Genomic DNA, 18377 nt, shown 5'->3' with positions numbered 1-18377 from the left:
CCCGACACAACCATGGAGGAAACAATGACGATTCAATCTTCAGCCACACGACGCCGGCACCGCACGGTCGCGGCCACGGCAGCACTGGGAGCACTGCTGGCAGTGTCCGCGTGTGCAGGCGGCACCAGCGTAGGAGAGGCTCCCGGCGGCGACGAGGTCGTGGACGGACAGGGCGAGGTCACGGGCTCCGCCCGGCTCGCCTGGTGGGGGGCCGGCCAGCGCAACGAGGTGACCAACGCCGTCGCGGACATGTTCGAGGAGGAGCACGAGGGCGTCACCATCGAGCGCGAGTTCGCCGATTTCGGTGCCTACTTCCAGCGGCTCAACGTGCAGGGAACAAGCGGCAACCTGCCCTGCCTCACCCAGATGCAGGGCCGGCAGCTGAACGACTACACGTCCCGCAACCTGTTCCTCCCCCTCGATCCGATGATCGAATCCGGTGCGATCGACGTCAGCGACATCCCCGAGGAGGTCCTCGACACGGGCCGCGGGACCGACGGCAACCTGTACGTCGTCCCCTACGGTGCCGCCTACGACGCCCTCGTCGTCAACGAGACCCTCGTGGAGCAGGCCGGCAGCGAGATGCTGCCCGAGGGCTACACCTGGGAGGACCTGCAGAGCTGGGCCATGGAGATGCAGCCGAACCTGCCGGAGGGAGTCTCCGCACTCTCGCTGAGCGGTGGTCGCCCGAACTTCCTCATCAGCTACATGGCGGCGAAGGGCGAGACCCTCTTCAAGGACGGCAAGCTCGGCTTCTCCGAAGAGGCACTGGCCGAGTACTGGACCATGTGGGAGGAGATGCGCAAAGCCGGAGCGACGGCAACGCCGGCGCAGATGAGCGAGCAGCCCGAGCAGCCCGAGCAGAGCTACGTCTCCCGCGGAGTGACGGTCGCCGACACCGCACCGGGCAACTCGATCATCAACTCGCAGGCCACCCTGGACGGGCTCGGGAACGGACAGACACTGACCTCCCTTCCCCTTCCTGCGGGAGAGGCCGGGCCCGGCAACGTGCTGTTCACGTCCGGCTTCGCCATTCCCGTCAACTGCGACAACGTCCCGACGGCGGCAGCCTTCATCGACTTCTGGGCGAACGACGACGAAGCGGCGGCCGTGTTCGCGTCGTCGAACGGTGCTGTCACCAACTCCCGCCACCTCGAGGCGCAGCTGGAGAACCCCGAACTGCCGGAGCTCCGCAAGCACGACCTCGAGCTCTACCAGCAGATTGCCGAGTCCGAGCCGCCCACGGTCGTCTACCCTCCCGGCTACCAGGCCACCTTCGAGGAGTCCTACACCCGTGCCTACGAGCGCGTGAGCTTCGGCGAGGTCTCCATCGAGCAGGCCGTGTCCGAATTCTTCACCGAGGTCAACGCAGGGCTCGGCGCTACGGGATAACGCACCCGGGGCAGGGGCGGCCCGCTGCCGCCCCTGCCCGTCCGATCACCCGATCCCCGTACCGACCTGACAGAGGAGAGCCCCGTGCCCCCATCACCACCGCCGCCCGCAGGGCCACCTGCCGCCCAGGCACTCACCGGCATGACCGTCCTCGACCTCACCCAGGTCATGGCGGGACCGTTCTGCACCATGGTGCTCGCCGATCTGGGCGCCGACGTCATCAAAGTGGAGAACCCCCAGGACGGAGACCAGACGCGGCGCTCCTGGGGAACCTCCGGCAAGGGGGAGGACAGCCGGGCCTTCCTCAGCCTCAACCGGAACAAGCGCAGTATCACCCTCGACCTCAAGACCCAGGAGGGGCGCGACTCCTTCTACCGCCTCGTACGGACCGCCGATGTCGTGATCGAGAACTGGAGGCCGGGCGTCGCGGAACGGCTCGGACTCGACTTCGACACCCTCAGCGCCATCAATCCCCGCCTGGTCGTCGCGAGCATCTCCGGGTTCGGGAAGACCGGCCCCTACGCGACGCGGCCCGGGTACGACCTCATCGCGCAGGCCATGGCCGGCGTCATGAGCATCACCGGGGAACCCGACGGCCGCCCCGTGAAGAGCGGCATCCCGGTCGCTGATCTGGGCGCGGGCCTGTTCTGTGCTGTCGGGATCCTCGCCGCCTGGAGTTCGAGCAAGGAGACCGGGCAGGGGCAATACCTCGAGACCTCCCTCTTCGAATCGACCCTCGCCCTCTCCGTCTGGGAGTCCACGGAGTTCTGGACGACGGGCGATGCGCCGCTGGCCCTGGGATCCGCGAACCGCATGTCGGCGCCGTACCAGGCCCTCGCCACGAAGGACGGGTACGTCACGATCGGAGCTAACAACGACCGGCTGTGGAACCGTCTCTGCGAGTGCACCGAGCTCACCCGGCTCCTCTCGGACACGCGCTTCATCGACAACCCCAGCCGGATGGCCAACAGGGCAGCGCTCGTCGAGGAGCTGGAGGCGGTCTTCACCGGGAGGACGACGGCGGAGTGGGTCGACGTGCTCCTGGGCGCGGGCATTCCCGCAGGTCCCATCCAGAACTACCAGCAGGTCCTCGAGGAGGACCCTCACGTGAAGGAACGGGACATGATCAAGTTCATGGACCATCCCGTCGAAGGGCGCGTCGAGGTCATCGGATCCCCCATCCGGCTCAGCAGGACTCCTCCCACCATCCGCCGGCACCCACCGCTGCTTGGGGAGCACAACGACGAGGTGCTGGGAAGATGAGGGCCACTGCTGCTGACGAGGGGCGGATCCTGCTCGAGAGGAGAGGGCCCATCCTCCAGGTGGTCCTGTCCCATCCTGGGCGCCACAACGCCCTCACCTGGCGCATGTACGACGAGCTCGCTGAAGCCCTCGCGCAGACGGCGGCGGACCCGTCGGTCAGGGTCCTGGTCATCCGGGGCCAGGGCGGGGCCTTCGCCGCCGGCACCGACATCACGCAGTTCTCGTCCTTCACGACCGGCGAGCAGGGGCTCGAGTACGAGCAGCGGGTCGGCGCCATCCTCGACTCGCTGCTGAAGCTCGGCATCCCGGTCATCGCCGCCGTCGATGGTCCCGCCGTCGGCGCCGGACTGGCGATCGCCGCCTGCTCCGACGTCGTCATCGCCAGCGAGTCCTCGACGTTCGGGGTGCCGATCGCCCGGACGGTCGGCAACTGCATTCCTCCCGTGGTGCTGAGGCGACTCCAGGCCCGCATGGGCCAGGGACGCACCATGGCCATGCTCCTCGCCGCAGCACTCCTGCCCGCCGGGGAAGCACAGAAGGCAGGCTTCGTGTACAAGGTGGTGGCGCACGAGGAGTTCGAGGCCACGCTGTCCAAGCTCAGCACCAGGATGAGCCAGACGGCCCCTGTCACCATCGCCGCGCTCAAGGAGATGGACCGGCGCCTGCAGGAGGATCCAGCCGCGAACGGCGACGACCTCCTGCTCGAGTGCTACGGCAGCGCAGATTTCCAGGAGGGCGTCGCAGCCTTCACCGAGCACCGCACACCCCGATGGAAGGGACACTGATGGAGCAGGCACAGGAGCATGCACCCCGCGTCGTCGACGCGCACCACCACTACTGGAAGCTCGAGGCCCAGGAGCAGGCCTGGCGCACGTCCGACCACAGCCACATCGCGCGGGACTACGAACCCGCCGACCTGGCCTCGGAGCTCGTCGACTCCGGAGTAGATGCGACGGTGCTCATCCAGTCGGTCGACAGCAGCGACGAGAACGACCGGCTCGCGGCCTACGCCTCCTCGTGCGGCACGGTGGCCGGCGTCGTCGGCTGGCTCCCGCTCGAGCAGCCCGACGCGGCCAGGGCCGAGCTGGCACGCGCGGACACGACGGCGTGGGCAGGGGTCCGCTGCCTCGTGGGGAAGCGTTCGCTCGAATGGCTGGGCAATCCCGACGTCATCTCCCTGTTCGCGGACCTCGCCGAGCGGGGACTGTCCTGGGACATCGTGCCCGTCACTCCCGACCAGGTGTCGGCGGTCGGCGCCCTGACCCGCGCCGTCCCCGACCTCCGGGTCGTGCTCGACCACCTCGCGCGTCCGCCGGTGGATTCCGCCGGCTGGGAGCCGTGGGCGGGGCAGATCGCCGAACTGGCGACGTCGCCCTCCGTCTCCATCAAGATCTCCGTCGGGATCGACGTCCTGACCGCGTGGTCCCAGTGGCGGCCCGACGAACTCGCCCGCTATGTCGACTGGGCGCTCGCCAAGTTCGGCCCGCAGCGGTCGATGCTGGCCAGCAACTGGCCCGTCATCCTGCTCCAGCGCAGCTACCGGGAAGCGTGGCAGGACCTCTCCGCGCTCGTGGCCGCCACCGGCCTGTCGGCCTCCGACCTGGCAGCCGTGCGCGGCGGGGCCGCGATCAACGCCTACCGGCTGCACGAATCCATTCCCGCCGCGTGAGGAACCACGCGAGCACGAGCTCCTGAAAGAAGCCGATGCACCTTCTCGAAAACCACGCCGATGTCCTGCCGGTCGACGCAGACGCAGCAACCCTCGTGGGCCGGGTCCTCGATCCCGAGGTCGACGGGCCGTGCGTCGTCGTCGTACGCGACCGCCGCGTCCACGACATCACGGACGCCTTCCCCACCATGAGCGACCTGCTCGAATCCGCGAACCCGGCGGCACAGGTCGCTGCGGCGGAAGGAACCCGCAGCTGGGACCTCGACGACGTCCTGCGCAACTCGCTCGACGAGCGCCACACCGGCGTCCGCCTCCTCGCTCCCGTCGACCTGTCCGTGCTGAAAGCCGCCGGAGTGACATTCGCGAACTCGCTCATGGAACGCTTGATCGAGGAACGCGCCGGCGGCGACAAGCACGCCGCCACCTCCTTCCGCGCCGAACTGGAGCAGCTCGTCGGAGCCGACCTCACGACGGTCCGGCCCGGCAGCGCCGACGCGGACGCCCTGAAGGCCGAACTGTCGGCCAAGGGCCTGTGGTCGCAGTACCTGGAGGTGGGACTGGGCCCGGACCCGGAGGTGTTCACCAAGGCACCCGTCCTCTCGGCGGTGGGCTGCGGCCAGGACATCGGTGTCGCGTCCGTCTCCACTTGGAACAACCCCGAACCGGAGGTCGCGATCCTCGTGACGTCCACGGGGCAGGTGGTCGGCGCGACCCTGGGGAACGACGTCAACCTGCGGGACGTCGAAGGCCGGTCGGCGCTGCTGCTGCCGAAGGCGAAGGACAACAACGCCTCCGCCGCCGTCGGCCCGTTCATCCGCCTGTTCGACGACGCATTCAGCCTCGACGACGTCCGGGCCGCCGAGGTCCGGCTCGAGGTACTCGGCGAGGACGACGGCTTCGTCCTCGACGGAGCCAGCTCCATGCCCCTCATCTCGCGGGACCCGGAGGCGCTGGCCCGCTATACGGTCGGGGACTCCCACCAGTACCCCGACGGCATCCTGCTCTACCTCGGAACGCTCTTCGCCCCGACCGCCGACCGGGACGGCGCGGACATGGGATTCACCCACCATCCGCGCGACATCGTCAGGATCTCCAGCCCTCAGCTCGGCACCCTCGTCAACCGCGTCACCTCCTCGGAGGCGGCACAGCCCTGGGAATTCGGCATCCGCGACCTCATCCGCAGCCTCTCCGAGCGCGGCCTGGCCGCAACGGTGGGGGTGCGGTGATGCGCATCGTCGTCACGGACCACAACTTCCGGGGACTCGAGGACGAGCGCGCGGCTGCCGAGGCGCTCAGCGCCGGCTTCGAGGTGTATCAGGCCACCACGGAAGAGGCCGCACGCGAGGCGGTCCGCGGGGCCGACGTCGTCCTGGTGAACTTCGCACCCATCACGGCCGCAGTTCTCGACGAGCTGCCGGCCGGCGCGGTCGTCATCCGGTACGGCATCGGCTACGACAACGTCGACCTCCAGGCGGCGAACGAGCGGGGGATCTCGGTCTGCAACGTCCCCGACTACGGCGCCGACACCGTGGCCGACCATACGCTGAGCCTGATCCTCGTCCTCGTGCGCAAGCTCGTGCAGTTCGATCGGGTGCTCAGTGGGGGAGGCTGGATCTCGCCGCCCTCTTTGGCCCCTATCCGTGCTTCCGCAGACACCACGGTCGGGCTGATCGGGCTGGGCCGCATAGGGCTCGGCGTCGTCGGCCGGCTCAAGCCCTTCGGGTTCCCCGTCCTGGCTTTCGACCCCTTCCTCGATCCGTCGGTCGCGGCCGACCACGGCATCGAGCTCGTGGACCTGGACACCCTCTTCCGCAGGGCGAACGTCGTCTCACTCCACGCACCTGCGACTCCGGACACCTACAAGGTCGTGAACGCGGAGAACCTGCGGAAGATGCAGCCGGGGTCCTTCGTCGTCAACACGGCGCGCGGGACTTTGGTCGACCAGGACGCCGTCCTGGCCGCCCTCGACGCCGGACAGCTCGCAGGAGCCGCCCTGGATGTCTTCGACCCGGAGCCCCTGCCCGCGGACCACGGATTGAGGCGACATGCCAACGCGGTCCTGACACCGCACGCAGCCTTCTACTCCGAGGCGTCACTGGCCGCGCTGCAACGGCTCGCCGCCGAGGAGGCGTACCGTGCAGGTCGGGGCGAGCCGCTACGCTGCCTCGTGAACCAGCCGGAGACAGCACAGACAGCATGAGCAGCATCGGAGAGGACTGACGGGCCATGAACAGCACGATTGAGGACACCCGGACCGAGGAACTCGAGCAGGTCCTGTCCGCGGCAGCGACTGCCGCGGATCCGTGGGCCGCGACGCCCGCCCGGAACCGGGCTGCGGCGCTTCGCGCCATTGCGGACCACCTGGACGGGGCGGCGGACACTCTCGTCGACCTGGGGACCAAGGAGACCTTCCTTCCCGAGGCCCGCCTGCGCGGCGAGCTGAAGAGGACGACGTTCCAGCTCCGGCTCTTCGCCGAGGTGCTCGACGACGGCTCCTACCAGGACATCCGCATCGACACCGCGGACGAGCAGTGGCCCATGGGGGCTCCGCGCCCGGACCTGCGCCGGGTGCTGGAACCCGTGGGCCCCGTCCTGGTCTTCGCGGCCAGCAACTTCCCGTTCGCCTTCAGCGGGGCCGGCGGCGACACGGCTGCCGCCCTCGCGGCCGGGTGCCCGGTCATCCTCAAGGCCCACCCCGGGCATCCCGAGCTGTCGGTCGCGACAGCGGACGTCATCCAGGCCGCCCTGCGTGACGCCGACGCCCCGACCGGGCTGTACTCGGTCATCTTCGGCCTCGACGCCGGGCGCACAGCCCTGGTGGACCCTAGGGTGCAGGCCGGATCCTTCACCGGATCGATCGCGGCAGGGCGGGCGCTCTTCGATCTGGCCAACGCCCGCGAGACGCCCATCCCCTTCTTCGCGGAGATGGGCAGCGTGAACCCGACCTTCGTCACCAGGGCGGCCGCCCACGCAAGGGGCGCAGACATCGCCTCGGCCTTCTTCGCCTCCATGACGGCCAGTTCCGGGCAGCTCTGCACCAAGCCGGGCGTGCTCGTCGTCCCCGAGGACATGCTGGTCCACCTGCGCTCGCAGACGCCCCCGCCGCCGTCGCCACTGCTCAACGAAGGGATCCAGGAGGGGTACGTCCGTTCCCTGCAGGAGCTCGTGTCCCACCCGGGAGTCGCGCCCCTGCTGGGAAGCGAGAAGGCCTTCTCGGATCCACCGGAAGCAACGCTCCTGGTGACGAGCATCGGGGATGTGCTGGGCGATCCTTCCGGTCTGCTCGCCGAGCGGTTCGGCCCGGCCGCGCTGGTCGTCACCTACCAGGACGAGGGCGATCTGGTGCGCCTGGCCCGCGTGCTGGAGGGTCAGCTGACCGCGAGCATCCACGGCGAGGACGACGACGACGTGCAGGACCTCATCCGCGAACTCGCCAAGCGGGCCGGGCGCCTCCTCTGGAACCAGTGGCCCACCGGCGTGTCCGTCACATATGCGCAGCACCACGGCGGACCCTACCCCGCAACCACCCAGGCCGGCACGACGTCCGTCGGAACCGCCGCCATCCTCCGGTTCCTCCGGCCCGTCGCCTACCAGGGCTTCCCGCAGTCCCGGCTGCCGGGGGTGCTGCGCGACGACGCACCCACGCCGGTCCAGCGCATGCTCAACGGGAAGCTGGTGTCGGCGTGAGCATCATCCCGTTCCGCGGGCATGTACCCGCAGTCCATGACACGGGGTTCGTCGCGTCGACGGCGTCACTGATCGGCGACGTCGTCCTCGGCCCGGGAGCGAGCGTCTTCTACGGCGTCACCGTCCGTGCCGACACGGCGCCCATACGCGTGGGGGAGGGGTCCAACCTGCAGGACAACGTCGTCGTCCATGCTGACCCCGGGTTCCCCGCGACCATCGGTGACCGGGTCAGCGTGGGCCACAGTGCAGTGGTGCACGGCTGCACCATCGAGGACGACTGCCTGATCGGCATGAGCGCGACCGTCATGAACGGCGCGGTCATCGGCAGCGGATCGCTGGTCGCAGCCGGCGCCGTGGTCCTGGAGGGCACATCGGTGCCGCCGCGATCGCTCGTGGCGGGGGTTCCCGCGAAGGTGCGACGGCAACTGAGCGACGACGAGGTAGCCGGCGTGAAGGCGAACGCGGAGCGATACAGGAGTCTGGCCGAGGAGCACCGGGCGGCGCAGGGAGCCTGAGTCGGCGCAGCTTCCGGCTGTCGCCCTCGCGTGCTCGCGCTTCACGCCGAGGTGAGGGCGGTACTGAGTGCGACGCGGTCGATCGTGGCGCCCCACCCGTCACGGGTACCGCCCTCGATCAGGCTTCGCACTTCCTCGTCGTCGAGATGGTCGGAGAACGCGACCCCCAGCTCCAGCCGCGTTCCCTCCGGGGTGTCCCGTAGCTCCAAGGTCACGACGGGTGCTTCCTGCTCGCGGGGGCCCGAGAGGTCGGGCCATCCTCCGGCTGCTCCCCACCGGAAGACCAGCCTCTCGTCGGGCACGATCTCGAGGTACACCCCGCCGGTCGGGTACTGGAGGTCCTCGGTGACCACCATCTGCTGGCGCCACGTCCCGCCTACCCGGAGGTCGACCTCGATGGGAGTCGTCGGCATGGGCATCGCCGGGTTGTAGAACCACGCGAGGTGCTCCGGCTCGGTCCAGGCCCTGAACACCTGGTGACGGGGCGCGCGCAGATCGCGGGTCAGCGTGAAACCGCGGGGAGTGCCGGCGCTGCTCATCGTGCGCCCTCTTCCGGCTGGGACTGGTCCGGCTGGGTCTGGTCCGGCTGGGTCTGGTCCGGCTCGTAGCCGACGAGCCAGTGCACTCCGTGGCGGTCGATCACCTGACCATCCGACGCACCCCACGGCTTGGGCGCGAGCGGGTCGACGACCGTTCCACCGGCAGCAAGCCTGTCGAACCACTCGTGCAGGACCGGTGGTTCGGCCGTGCCGAGCAGCGAGAGCATCATCCCCTTGCAGCGCATCGTCGCCTCCCCAGCTGCCGCGTCCGCTCCCGCGAGGGAGACGACGCCCTCGAGCACCCCGTGGGCGACGGCGGCGGGCGGACCGTCCGTCCTGCCGAAGTCCTCGTACGTGAAGAGCGTTGCGGTACCGCCGAAGACCTCAGCGTAGAACCCGAGCGCTTCCCGCGCGGTCCCTGGAAAACTGATGTAGATCTGGGGTGACGACATGCTGCGCTCCTCGTGCCACGTTTGTGGCGTTGCTCTGACCCTATGTCCGTCCGGCAACAGATAGACGGAAGCCGTCGGGCGAATTCATCGGCGCAGAGGAAAGTCCTGTTCATCTGGTGGTTGATCCACCGTGCAGGGAGCTTAACCGGCGAACCCTAGTGTCGGGATGCCACCGACCCCCAGCGAAGGACCACCCCATGAGAGCCTCCCGTCCCACCGTGCTGATCACGGCCGTTCTGGTCCTTGCCGCGACAACGCTCGGAACAGCTCCTGCCAACGCGGAGCGGCCGGACGACCGGTTCGACCTTCAGGCGCACCGGGGCGGCACGGGGCTCTTCACCGAGAGCACCCTCGCGAGTTTCGGGAACGCCCTGGAACTCGGGGTCACCACCCTGGAACTGGACACGCAGGTCACGGCCGACGGCGCCGTCGTGGTCACCCATGATCGCCAGATCAGCGCAGCGAAGTGCCGCGACACAGCTCCGGCCACCCCCGGCGACCCGGTGTTCCCCTATGTGGGGAAATACATTACCAACCTCACGCTCGAGCAGGTGAAGACGGTGGAGTGCGGGCATCGGCAACTGCCTCAGTTCCCTGACCAGCAGCTGGCGACCGGTCCGATGATCGAACTGGCCGACGTGTTCACGCTGGTCAGGCAGTACCGGGCGAACACCGTGATGCTGAACATCGAGACCAAGGTCGAGGCCGGCGCCCCCCACGAGACCGCGCCACGCGAGAAGTTCGTCGCCGCGGTGCTCGAGGAGATCCACGAGCACCGCATGGACCGCCAGGTGAGCATCCAGAGCTTCGACTGGGGGTCCCTGCGCCTGGTGGAGGAGCTCGACCCGTCGCTGCCCCGTGTTGCCCTGACCAACGGCAGCTTCCTCCAGGTCGGCCAGCCGGGGGCCTCGCCATGGCTCGGAGGGCTCGACGCCGACGACTTCGACGGGGACCTCGTCGCGCTGGCGCGTGAACTGGGCGTGGACGCCATCTCACCCGTGCACGGCAACCCACAGGGCGGGACGATCGGTGACGCCGGCTACCAGCCCTACGTCACCGCGGAGATGGTTTCCGCCGCACATGGTGCCGGCATGGAGGTGATCCCGTGGACCGTCGACGACCCCGCCACGATGCGCTACCTCATGGGTCTCGGGATCGACGGGCTCATCACGGACCGTCCCGATCGCCTGCGGGACGCTATGGCGGAGCGGGGGATGAAGCTGCCGAAGCAGTTCTCCATTCCCGGGGCCAAGGGCTGACCGACCGACGCCGTACACGGGCGGGCTGAGCCGGGGCTGCCGGGCTAGCCCGCCGACGGGTGGACGACCGCCAGCGGCAAGGTGCCGCAGGGCCGCACCAGAAGCCGCTCCCCGGCGTGCAGGGGAGTGCGTGGCTGGACGAACCGCGGGGCTTCCAGTTCGCCGCGGCTGGGCATGGCGGCGTCATCCTCTGCGCTGATGTCCGAGGTGCGGGGTACCGCGCCGGGCGCCAGGAGGGTCCCGGCCGCTACCTGTACCTCGGCGGAGACGATGACGCGCCCCGCGTGGTTCACGAGCGCGGCGGCGGGGTGCAGCTTCCGGAGCGCGGGAAGCAGGAGCGGCTCCAGCGATTCGACGAAGACATCGGCGCCCGCTACTCCGACGCGCCTGCCACCCGCGAGGACGGGAACCGTCATGGTCATCGTGTATTCGTCGGTGCAGAGGAAATCGACGTACGGTCCGGTGACATGGGCGTACCCGGTATCCATCGGCCTGGTGAACCACTCCCGCCGCGTGTAGGCGGCCGACGCGGAGGCCACGGCCGGCAGTACCAGGCGCTCCATCGCCTCACCCTGCCACCACGCCATATGCCAGACGGCGTCGGCTATAGCATGCTCGGCCGCCACGAACCCCGCACCGACCACCGGCCACTGCCCGCTGTTGATCAAGCCGGCGGCCAAAGGTTGGGTGACGGCGTTGACCGCCTTGGTGGACGGAGGCCTCAGCGGGTCGTCGAAGAGGGCCCCGAGTGCCGGCACCCAGGTCGAGACCTGCGCGAGGATCCCGTCGAAGAAGCTGCCTACCTCGTCGAGGGGATGCGTACCGCGTGCCACGTAGCGGTCAGTCGTCGAACTCATCCCGTCCTCCTCTGGGCGTTTGCCGGCGTCGTCCCCGGCGTAGCGGTAAGCCGTGCGTGTTCATCGATCAGGGCGACCAGTCCAGTGGAGATCTGCTCCACCACGGTCGTGCGGGCCTCGGCGGCATCGCCCGCAGCGACGGCGTCTGCAATGCGCTCGCACAACCGCACCATCCCGGCGTCGAACTCCTCGTCCTCGTGGAGCAGCGACAGCAGTGGGCCGAACGCCTTGTAGAGCCGGACGAATTCCCGGGTCAATCGGGCGGACTGGCTCAGCGCCGCCAACTCGAGCAGGAACTCGCCCACGAGCGATCCGCTCAGCCCGGACCGGCCGGAGCCGCGCAGGATGCGTCGCAGGGCCTCCGCCTCGTCGGGGCCCGCGAAGTCGGCGGCGAGCTCCGCTGCGGTGGCCGCGATGGCACGGTAGTGGATCGCGAGGTCGCGCAGCTCTACGCGACTCATTCCGCTCAGGCGGTCACGGATGAGTTCACCACGACGACCCAGGGGAACCGTGATGAAGGTTCCGCCGTCGCGGCCGCGGCGCGTGGCGACCAGGCCGCGTGACCGGAGACCCACCAGAGCCTCCCTGACCGTCACCGTCGCCACGCCCATGGACGAGGCGAGCTCGGCCTCACTGGGGAGCCGGTCGCCGTCCGCGAGCACACCGGCAGAGATCCCCTCGATGATCCGGTCCTCCACGCGTTGCGCTTTCCCGCCCTCGCCGAGCGGGGCGAAGACAGCGGCGAGCAGCCGCTGGCGGGGCGACGCGTCGTGAGGCATGCGCTTCATCCTTCCAGACCGCTGTTCAGGGGATCGGCAGTCCCTCCTGCCATGTTGAGCGCCGGGCCTTCCGTAACAAGAAATTTACCTGACGTGACCAACTTAACATCTAACATCTGCTTTCATAGGTAAAGAACGACCTGTAGTCCACGTCACACTCGTACTCCGAAAGGCCAGAGCCCGTGCAAGCAACAGCCGCTTCCGGCGCCGCTTCCCTCGACAGCGCGGCAGCTGCCGTCACTCCTGCCATCTCCCTGCAGAACGTCGTCAAGACCTTCGGCGAGTTCACCGCCGTCAAGGGTCTGGACCTCGACATCCGGCAGGGCGAATTCTTCTCATTGCTGGGGCCGTCGGGGTCCGGCAAGACCACGGTGCTGCGCATGATCGCCGGCTTCGAACTGCCGTCGTCGGGCCGCCTCGACTTGGCCGGCCGCGACGTGACGCGCAAGGCGCCCTTCGAGCGGGACGTGAACACCGTCTTCCAGGACTATGCGCTGTTCCCGCACCTCAGCGTCGCCGAGAACGTCGGGTACGGGCTCAAGCTCCGCAGGACCAGCCGCGGGGACCGGCGTCGGCTGGTGGCCGAAGCGCTGGAGATGATCCGCCTGCCCCACGTCGCGGACCGGTTGCCGTCCCAGCTGTCCGGAGGGCAGCGCCAGCGCGTAGCCCTGGCCCGCGCGTTGGTGTTGCGCCCCCAGGTGCTGCTGCTCGACGAACCACTCGGAGCCCTGGACAAGCAGCTGCGCGAGCAGATGCAGGTCGAGCTGAAGCAGATACAGCGCACGGTCGGCATCACCTTCGTCTTCGTGACGCACGACCAGGAGGAAGCACTCACCCTCTCCGATCGCGTCGCCGTCTTCAACGAGGGCCTGGTTGAACAGGTAGGCACGCCGGAGGACCTGTACGAGAGGCCGAGCAGTCGGTTCGTGGCCTCGTTCCTGGGCAACACAAACCTCGTCGAGGGCGAGCTCGCCCGAGGGCTCACCGGATCGGACGCACTGCTGAGCATCAGGCCCGAGCGGATCCAGATCCGGCAGCCGGATGAGCCGCTCGAATCCGCCGGGATGTCCAGCGTCGAAGCGGTGATCGAAGAGGTCGTCTACACCGGCCCGAGCACCCGCTTCGTAGCGCGGACCTCGGCCGGTCAGAAACTCATCGTGCAGGAGCAGAACGACTCGCGCGCCTCGAGTGCGCGACGCGGCGACCGCGTGCGGCTCGAGTGGTCCTCCAGGTTCAACTACACCGTCTAGTTCCCGATACTTCCAACCCACGACGCACCCTCAAGGAAAGGCACACCCCCATGAAGATCACGAAGGCACTGCCACTGGCAGTGCTCGCCTCACTCTCGCTGGCACTGACCGCCTGCGGCGGTTCCGCTCCCACACCCGCTGCGTCCGGCGGCATCGAAGTCCCCGACATCCCCGCCGCCACCGAGGTCGGAGAGGGCGAGGGTGAAGTCAACATCATCGCGTGGGCCGGGTTCGTCGAGGACGGCTCCACCAATCCCGAGGCCGACTGGGTCAGCGAGTTCGAGGACCAGACCGGCTGCGTCGTGAACCGCAAGGTCGGCGCCACTAGCGACGAGATGGTCCAGCTGATGCGCACGGGTGAGTACGATCTCGTCTCGGCATCCGGCGACGCATCCCTCCGCCTGATCGCAGGCGGCGACGTCGCTCCGATCAACACCGACCTGATCCCCAACTTCGGCAACATCGTCGACGGGCTGAAGGGCCAGATCTACGACACGCTCAACGGCAAGAGCTACGGTGTACCGATCGGCCGCGGCGCGAACGTCCTCATGTACAACACCGAAGCCGTTCCCGAGGCGCCGGATTCCTGGGAGGCCACCTGGGACCCGAGCAGCGAGTACGCCGGCGAGATCATGGCCTACGATTCGCCGATCTTCATCGCCGACGCAGCCGTCTACTTGATGGCCACGCAGCCCGAGCTCGGCATCACCAACCCCTATGCCCTCGACAAGGAGCAGCTCGCTGCAGCCGTCGAACTCCTGAAGGGGCAGAACGAGATCGCCGGCGAGTACTGGAACGACGCGCTGAAGGCGGTCTCCTCCATCTCCTCGGGCACCGCAGCGTTGGGCACCGGCTGGCAGGTCATCGTCAACATCGCGCAGGCCGACGGCGGCACCGTGGAATCGGTCCTGCCGAAGGAGGGGGCCACGGGCTGGTCGGACACGTGGATGCTCGCGGCCGAGACGGAGAACCCGAACTGCGCCTACAAGTGGATGGACTGGGCGTCCTCGGCGGAGGTGAATGCGCAGATCGCGCAGAACTTTGGAATGGCGCCGGCGAATGCCCTGGCCTGTGAGGGCTCGACGAAGAACGAGGAACACTGCGCCACCTTCCACGCCACGGACGAGGAGTACTACAAGCAGGTGTGGATGTGGACGACGCCCGTCGAGGAGTGCATCGACGGCCGCACCGACGCCACCTGCACCAACTACCAGGAGTGGACCAAGGCCTGGACCGAGATCAAGGGCTGAGCCTGCCGTTACCGGCAACCAGGACAGCAGGGGTGCGGCGTGTGGTGACCGCCGGCGTCGCACCCCTGCCCTGGTTCCCCTCTGCTCCACCTCACGAGGCCGGCTACGCGAATCCCGTGCACCGTCACCAGCACCACACCCGAAGGAGAGCGGCGGGGACCACCGCCGAAAAACCGCCATGGCAACACCAACCATCAAGCCGGATATCACCTCCGACAGCACGCCGGCGCCTGTCGCGGCCCGCAGCGGCACCGGCGACACCATCTCGCGAGTGCTGCACGCGCGGCCGAAACTGAGGCTGGCCGGACTCCTGGCCCTGCCGCTGGCGTGGCTCGGCGTGCTCTACATCGGCTCGCTGATCCTGCTGTTCGTCACGGCGTTCTGGACGACGGATACCTTCACGTCGAAGGTCGTTCCTGCGTTCACGCTCGAGAACTTCGTCGAGATCGTGACCGTCCCGGCCTACCAGCTGACGGCGCTGCGCACCATCGGCATCGCGCTGGCGGTCACGGTGTTGTGCGCGGTCCTGGCCCTTCCGCTGGGGCTGTACATGGCGAAGGTGGCCTCACCGCGCATGCGGGCGGTGCTGGCCATCGGCATCACGCTGCCGCTGTGGGCAGGCTATCTCGTGAAGGTGTTCTCCTGGCGGATCACGTTCATGAGCGGTGGGCCCCTGGACTGGCTGCTGGCACCGCTCGGCCTGACCGGGCCGGGATACGGGACTGCTGCGCTGGTCATCACCCTGGCCTACCTCTGGTTCCCGTACATGGCGGTCCCGGTGTACTCGGCCTTCCGCCAGATCCCCGACAACCTCTTCGATGCCTCGTCCGACCTCGGCGCGAAACCCTGGGCCACCGTCCGCACCGTGGCGGTGCCGCTGCTCAAACCCGCCTTCATCGCGGGCTCCATCTTCACCTTCTCGCTGAGCCTCGGAGACTACATCGCCGCGCAGTTCGTCGGTGGCAAGACGCAGGTGATCGGCACCGTGATCGCCTCCAACATCAACCTGAACCCGCCCCTGGCCGCCGCCTTCGGCACCGTCCCGATCGTCGTCGTCGTCCTGTACCTCTTCCTGGCCCGTAAATCCGGCGCCCTCAAGCAGCTCTAGGAGCCATCCCGATGAGACTCTCCCGCTCTGCGAAGATCACGCTGCGGATCTTCGCCGCCGCCGTGATGGCTGCCATCTACCTGCCGCTGCTGCTGGTGATCGTGAACTCGTTCAACGCCACCACCTCCGGGGCGTTCCCGATCACCGACTTCACCACGCGGTGGTGGGAAGCGGCCTTCACCAACGAGGGAGTGCGCGAGGCGCTGTGGACCTCGCTGCGCGTCGCCACGGTCGCCACGGTGATCGCCCTGCTCCTCGGCGCGATGATCGCCTTCGCCTTGTCGCGCTACGAGTTCTTCGGGAAGAACACCGTCAACCTGCTCGTCGTGCTGCCCATCGCACTCCCCGGCATCGTCACCGGCGTGGCGCTGAACAACACGTTCAAGACCGTCCTGGAGCCCCTGGGTATCGGGCTCGGCCTGTTCTCCGTGATCGTCGGCCATGCCACCTTCTGCATCGTCATGGTCTTCAACAACGTGCAGGCGCGGCTGGGCCGGATGAACAGGGGCCTCGAGGAGGCGGCCATGGACATGGGCGCGAACGTGATCAGGACGTTCTTCACCGTGACCCTGCCCGGCTTCAAGTCCGCCTTCCTGGCCGGCGGGCTCCTGGCCTTCGCGCTGAGCTTCGACGAGATCGTCGTGACGACGTTCACGGCCCCACCGGGAACCGAGACCCTGCCGATCTGGATCTTCAACAACATGGCACGCCCCAACCAGGCTCCGGTCGTCAACGTCATCGCCGCCGTCTTGGTGCTGCTGTCGATGATCCCGGTCTACCTGAGCCAGAGGATGACCGGGGACGACAGGAAATAGGTCGCGGCGATCGGCCCTGGGCATGGCGCCGACCGCCGGATGAAAGGTGGCCGGGCCGCTCAGGTGCCGCAGTATGTCGTATACGCCCCGAAGTCGTCCGGGGCTCCAGCGGCGTAGCGCTCCAGCCCCGGGCGCTCGTCGAACGGCCTGGTGACGACGTCGACCAGCCGCGTCATCGGATCGGGGTTGCCCGCGGTCGCGGCTTCGAGCGCCTCCTCCACGAGGTGATTCCGCGGGATGTAGACCGGATTCACGCGGTCCATCGCGTCGGCGTCCGGCCCCAAGGCCAGCCACCGCTCGGCCCAGGCGTCGAAGGCGGCGACGTCGAGCACCCGGTCCCGCGCCGGTCGGGCGTCGCCGCGCACCGCGGAACCCAGTCCGCGGAAGAATGCCGTGTAGTCGACGTGGTTCTCCTGCAGGAGCGCGAGCACGTCGTTCGCGAGCGGCGATGCGACCTCGTCCGCGACGCCGTCGGGCAGCCCCAGCTTGGCCTTCATGCCCGCGAGCCAGGCGCTGCTGTACTGCGGGCGGAACGCTTCGAGCGCCCCGACGGCGAGCTTGACGCCCTGCTCCTGGTCGTCGTCGATGAGCTGCAGGAGCGCTTCGGCGAGGCGAGCCAAGTTCCATTCGGCGACCAGCGGCTGGTTGGCATAGGCGTAGCGGCCGCCGTGGTCGATGGAGCTGTAGACCGTGGAGTAGTCGAATACGTCCATGAAGGCGCAGGGCCCGTAGTCGATGGTCTCACCGGAGATGGTCATGTTGTCCGTGTTCATGACGCCGTGGATGAACCCGACGAGCATCCACTGCGCCACGAGCGAGGCCTGCGCGGCGATGACGGACTCGAAGAGTGCCAGGTAGGGGCGCTCGGCGGAGGCCGCGGCCGGGTAGTGGCGACTGATCGCGTGATCGGCGAGGCGCTTCAGGAGGTCGAGGTTTCCCGTGGCCGCCGCGTACTGGAAGCTCCCGACGCGCAGGTGGCTGCCCGCCACGCGCGTCAGGACGGCGCCCGGAAGCATCGTCTCGCGGCGCACCTCGCGTCCGGTGGCCACGACGGCGAGCGATCGCGTGGTCGGGATGGCGAGCGCCTGCATCGCTTCGCTCACGATGTACTCGCGGAGCATGGGGCCGACGGCGGCGAGGCCGTCGCCGCCACGGGCGAAGGGCGTGCGGCCGGACCCCTTCAGGTGGATGTCGCGGAGCCGGCCCTCGACGTCGGTCACCTCACCGAGAAGCAGTGCGCGTCCGTCGCCGAGACGCGGATTGAAACTGCCGAACTGGTGGCCGGAGTAGGCCTGCGCCACCGGCGTCGCGCCCTCGGGGACCGAGGTGCCGATCAGCAGTGCGAGTCCGTCGGGGGAGCGGAGGAACTCCGGATCGAAGCCGAGTTCTGCGGCGAGCTGCTCATTGAGGGCGAGGAGGCGGGGCTCGGGCGCCTTATCGGCTCCCCATGAGACCGCCATCTCGGGCAGTTCGCGGGCGAAGCGCCCGCCGAAGGTCACCGTGGAATCTGTAGGCACGCTCATTCCACCACCGTACGCCCGC

At 68.6% G+C, this 18377-nt stretch carries 18 protein-coding genes; 13 read left to right on the top strand and 5 right to left on the bottom strand.

Going from position 1 to position 18377, the window contains the following annotated elements:
* Nucleotides 1–24 precede the first annotated feature (24 nt).
* From FDK12_RS03860 to FDK12_RS03825, 8 genes are all read left to right on the top strand, one after another.
* The gene (locus FDK12_RS03860) at nucleotides 25–1392 is read left to right on the top strand and encodes an ABC transporter substrate-binding protein (protein WP_189636260.1); all 1368 of its coding nucleotides are present in this window, start codon (nucleotides 25–27) and stop codon (nucleotides 1390–1392) included.
* Nucleotides 1393–1476: 84 nt separating this feature from the next.
* Nucleotides 1477–2655 carry a CaiB/BaiF CoA transferase family protein gene (locus FDK12_RS03855; RefSeq protein WP_223263076.1) on the top strand — a complete coding sequence of 393 codons (1179 nt, stop codon included), beginning with the start codon at nucleotides 1477–1479 and terminating at the stop codon, nucleotides 2653–2655.
* Nucleotides 2652–3440, top strand: a complete 789-nt coding sequence (locus tag FDK12_RS03850; protein ID WP_137368345.1) for an enoyl-CoA hydratase — start codon at nucleotides 2652–2654, stop codon at nucleotides 3438–3440. The genes FDK12_RS03855 and FDK12_RS03850 overlap by 4 nt, the downstream gene beginning before the upstream one ends.
* Nucleotides 3440–4324: an amidohydrolase family protein gene (locus FDK12_RS03845; RefSeq protein WP_189636259.1), complete on the top strand. Its 885-nt coding sequence runs from the start codon at nucleotides 3440–3442 to the stop codon at nucleotides 4322–4324. The genes FDK12_RS03850 and FDK12_RS03845 overlap by 1 nt, the downstream gene beginning before the upstream one ends.
* Before the next feature lie 35 nt (nucleotides 4325–4359).
* A complete protein-coding gene (locus FDK12_RS03840) occupies nucleotides 4360–5550 on the top strand; it encodes a fumarylacetoacetate hydrolase family protein (protein WP_137368343.1) in 1191 nt (396 codons plus the stop codon).
* Nucleotides 5550–6524 (top strand): C-terminal binding protein, encoded by a 975-nt coding sequence (locus FDK12_RS03835; RefSeq protein ID WP_137368342.1) that lies wholly within the window; start codon nucleotides 5550–5552, stop codon nucleotides 6522–6524. The genes FDK12_RS03840 and FDK12_RS03835 overlap by 1 nt, the downstream gene beginning before the upstream one ends.
* A 26-nt stretch (nucleotides 6525–6550) precedes the next feature.
* Nucleotides 6551–8011 (top strand): aldehyde dehydrogenase (NADP(+)), encoded by a 1461-nt coding sequence (locus tag FDK12_RS03830; protein ID WP_189636258.1) that lies wholly within the window; start codon nucleotides 6551–6553, stop codon nucleotides 8009–8011.
* Complete coding sequence (locus FDK12_RS03825; RefSeq protein ID WP_137368341.1) at nucleotides 8008–8526, top strand: gamma carbonic anhydrase family protein; 519 nt, start codon at nucleotides 8008–8010, stop codon at nucleotides 8524–8526. The genes FDK12_RS03830 and FDK12_RS03825 overlap by 4 nt, the downstream gene beginning before the upstream one ends.
* 41 nt (nucleotides 8527–8567) lie before the next feature.
* Here FDK12_RS03825 and FDK12_RS03820 read toward each other — a convergent pair whose 3' ends face one another.
* Both FDK12_RS03820 and FDK12_RS03815 read right to left on the bottom strand, forming a co-directional pair.
* Nucleotides 8568–9065, bottom strand: a complete 498-nt coding sequence (locus FDK12_RS03820; protein WP_137368340.1) for an SRPBCC domain-containing protein — start codon at nucleotides 9063–9065, stop codon at nucleotides 8568–8570.
* Entirely contained in the window at nucleotides 9062–9517 is a 456-nt protein-coding gene (locus FDK12_RS03815; protein ID WP_137368339.1) for a VOC family protein, read from the bottom strand. Before FDK12_RS03815 ends, FDK12_RS03820 begins: the two co-directional genes overlap by 4 nt.
* A gap of 197 nt (nucleotides 9518–9714) precedes the next feature.
* Between FDK12_RS03815 and FDK12_RS03810 the strand changes: the two genes are divergently transcribed.
* On the top strand, nucleotides 9715–10776 hold the full coding sequence (locus tag FDK12_RS03810; RefSeq protein ID WP_137368338.1) for a glycerophosphodiester phosphodiesterase family protein: 1062 nt from the start codon (nucleotides 9715–9717) through the stop codon (nucleotides 10774–10776).
* Nucleotides 10777–10820: 44 nt separating this feature from the next.
* Here FDK12_RS03810 and FDK12_RS03805 read toward each other — a convergent pair whose 3' ends face one another.
* Both FDK12_RS03805 and FDK12_RS03800 read right to left on the bottom strand, forming a co-directional pair.
* Entirely contained in the window at nucleotides 10821–11633 is an 813-nt protein-coding gene (locus FDK12_RS03805) for a cache domain-containing protein (RefSeq protein ID WP_137368337.1), read from the bottom strand.
* Complete coding sequence (locus FDK12_RS03800; RefSeq protein ID WP_189636257.1) at nucleotides 11630–12412, bottom strand: winged helix-turn-helix domain-containing protein; 783 nt, start codon at nucleotides 12410–12412, stop codon at nucleotides 11630–11632. Before FDK12_RS03800 ends, FDK12_RS03805 begins: the two co-directional genes overlap by 4 nt.
* A 182-nt stretch (nucleotides 12413–12594) precedes the next feature.
* On the opposite strand from FDK12_RS03800, the gene FDK12_RS03795 reads away from it, so the two are divergent.
* From FDK12_RS03795 to FDK12_RS03780, 4 genes are all read left to right on the top strand, one after another.
* The gene (locus FDK12_RS03795; RefSeq protein ID WP_137368335.1) at nucleotides 12595–13662 is read left to right on the top strand and encodes an ABC transporter ATP-binding protein; all 1068 of its coding nucleotides are present in this window, start codon (nucleotides 12595–12597) and stop codon (nucleotides 13660–13662) included.
* A 50-nt stretch (nucleotides 13663–13712) separates the two neighbouring features.
* Entirely contained in the window at nucleotides 13713–14912 is a 1200-nt protein-coding gene (locus FDK12_RS03790) for an extracellular solute-binding protein (RefSeq protein ID WP_137368334.1), read from the top strand.
* A 178-nt stretch (nucleotides 14913–15090) separates the two neighbouring features.
* On the top strand, nucleotides 15091–16020 hold the full coding sequence (locus FDK12_RS03785; protein WP_137368333.1) for an ABC transporter permease: 930 nt from the start codon (nucleotides 15091–15093) through the stop codon (nucleotides 16018–16020).
* A gap of 11 nt (nucleotides 16021–16031) precedes the next feature.
* On the top strand, nucleotides 16032–16835 hold the full coding sequence (locus FDK12_RS03780) for an ABC transporter permease (RefSeq protein ID WP_137368332.1): 804 nt from the start codon (nucleotides 16032–16034) through the stop codon (nucleotides 16833–16835).
* 59 nt (nucleotides 16836–16894) lie between these two features.
* Here the strand turns inward: FDK12_RS03780 and FDK12_RS03775 are convergent, their stop codons facing one another.
* Complete coding sequence (locus FDK12_RS03775) at nucleotides 16895–18358, bottom strand: protein adenylyltransferase SelO (RefSeq protein ID WP_137368331.1); 1464 nt, start codon at nucleotides 18356–18358, stop codon at nucleotides 16895–16897.
* Nucleotides 18359–18377 lie beyond the last annotated feature (19 nt).

Origin of the sequence: Arthrobacter sp. NamB2, from assembly GCF_005281365.1 — a bacterium.
Taxonomy (GTDB): Bacteria; Actinomycetota; Actinomycetes; order Actinomycetales; family Micrococcaceae; genus Arthrobacter_D.
This window is presented reverse-complemented; position numbering and strand designations above follow the sequence as displayed.

What these genes read in the sequence shown, in the direction of transcription:
- FDK12_RS03830 (WP_189636258.1), top strand. Translation starts at nt 6,551, where the DNA reads ATGAACAGCACGATTGAGGACACCCGGACCGAGGAACTCGAGCAGGTC.
- FDK12_RS03820 (WP_137368340.1), bottom strand. Translation starts at nt 9,065, where the DNA reads ATGAGCAGCGCCGGCACTCCCCGCGGTTTCACGCTGACCCGCGATCTG.
- FDK12_RS03790 (WP_137368334.1), top strand. Translation starts at nt 13,713, where the DNA reads ATGAAGATCACGAAGGCACTGCCACTGGCAGTGCTCGCCTCACTCTCG.
- FDK12_RS03860 (WP_189636260.1), top strand. Translation starts at nt 25, where the DNA reads ATGACGATTCAATCTTCAGCCACACGACGCCGGCACCGCACGGTCGCG.
- FDK12_RS03835 (WP_137368342.1), top strand. Translation starts at nt 5,550, where the DNA reads ATGCGCATCGTCGTCACGGACCACAACTTCCGGGGACTCGAGGACGAG.
- FDK12_RS03805 (WP_137368337.1), bottom strand. Translation starts at nt 11,633, where the DNA reads ATGAGTTCGACGACTGACCGCTACGTGGCACGCGGTACGCATCCCCTC.
- FDK12_RS03845 (WP_189636259.1), top strand. Translation starts at nt 3,440, where the DNA reads ATGGAGCAGGCACAGGAGCATGCACCCCGCGTCGTCGACGCGCACCAC.
- FDK12_RS03810 (WP_137368338.1), top strand. Translation starts at nt 9,715, where the DNA reads ATGAGAGCCTCCCGTCCCACCGTGCTGATCACGGCCGTTCTGGTCCTT.
- FDK12_RS03850 (WP_137368345.1), top strand. Translation starts at nt 2,652, where the DNA reads ATGAGGGCCACTGCTGCTGACGAGGGGCGGATCCTGCTCGAGAGGAGA.
- FDK12_RS03775 (WP_137368331.1), bottom strand. Translation starts at nt 18,358, where the DNA reads ATGAGCGTGCCTACAGATTCCACGGTGACCTTCGGCGGGCGCTTCGCC.
- FDK12_RS03800 (WP_189636257.1), bottom strand. Translation starts at nt 12,412, where the DNA reads ATGCCTCACGACGCGTCGCCCCGCCAGCGGCTGCTCGCCGCTGTCTTC.
- FDK12_RS03780 (WP_137368332.1), top strand. Translation starts at nt 16,032, where the DNA reads ATGAGACTCTCCCGCTCTGCGAAGATCACGCTGCGGATCTTCGCCGCC.
- FDK12_RS03815 (WP_137368339.1), bottom strand. Translation starts at nt 9,517, where the DNA reads ATGTCGTCACCCCAGATCTACATCAGTTTTCCAGGGACCGCGCGGGAA.
- FDK12_RS03840 (WP_137368343.1), top strand. Translation starts at nt 4,360, where the DNA reads ATGCACCTTCTCGAAAACCACGCCGATGTCCTGCCGGTCGACGCAGAC.
- FDK12_RS03785 (WP_137368333.1), top strand. Translation starts at nt 15,091, where the DNA reads ATGGCAACACCAACCATCAAGCCGGATATCACCTCCGACAGCACGCCG.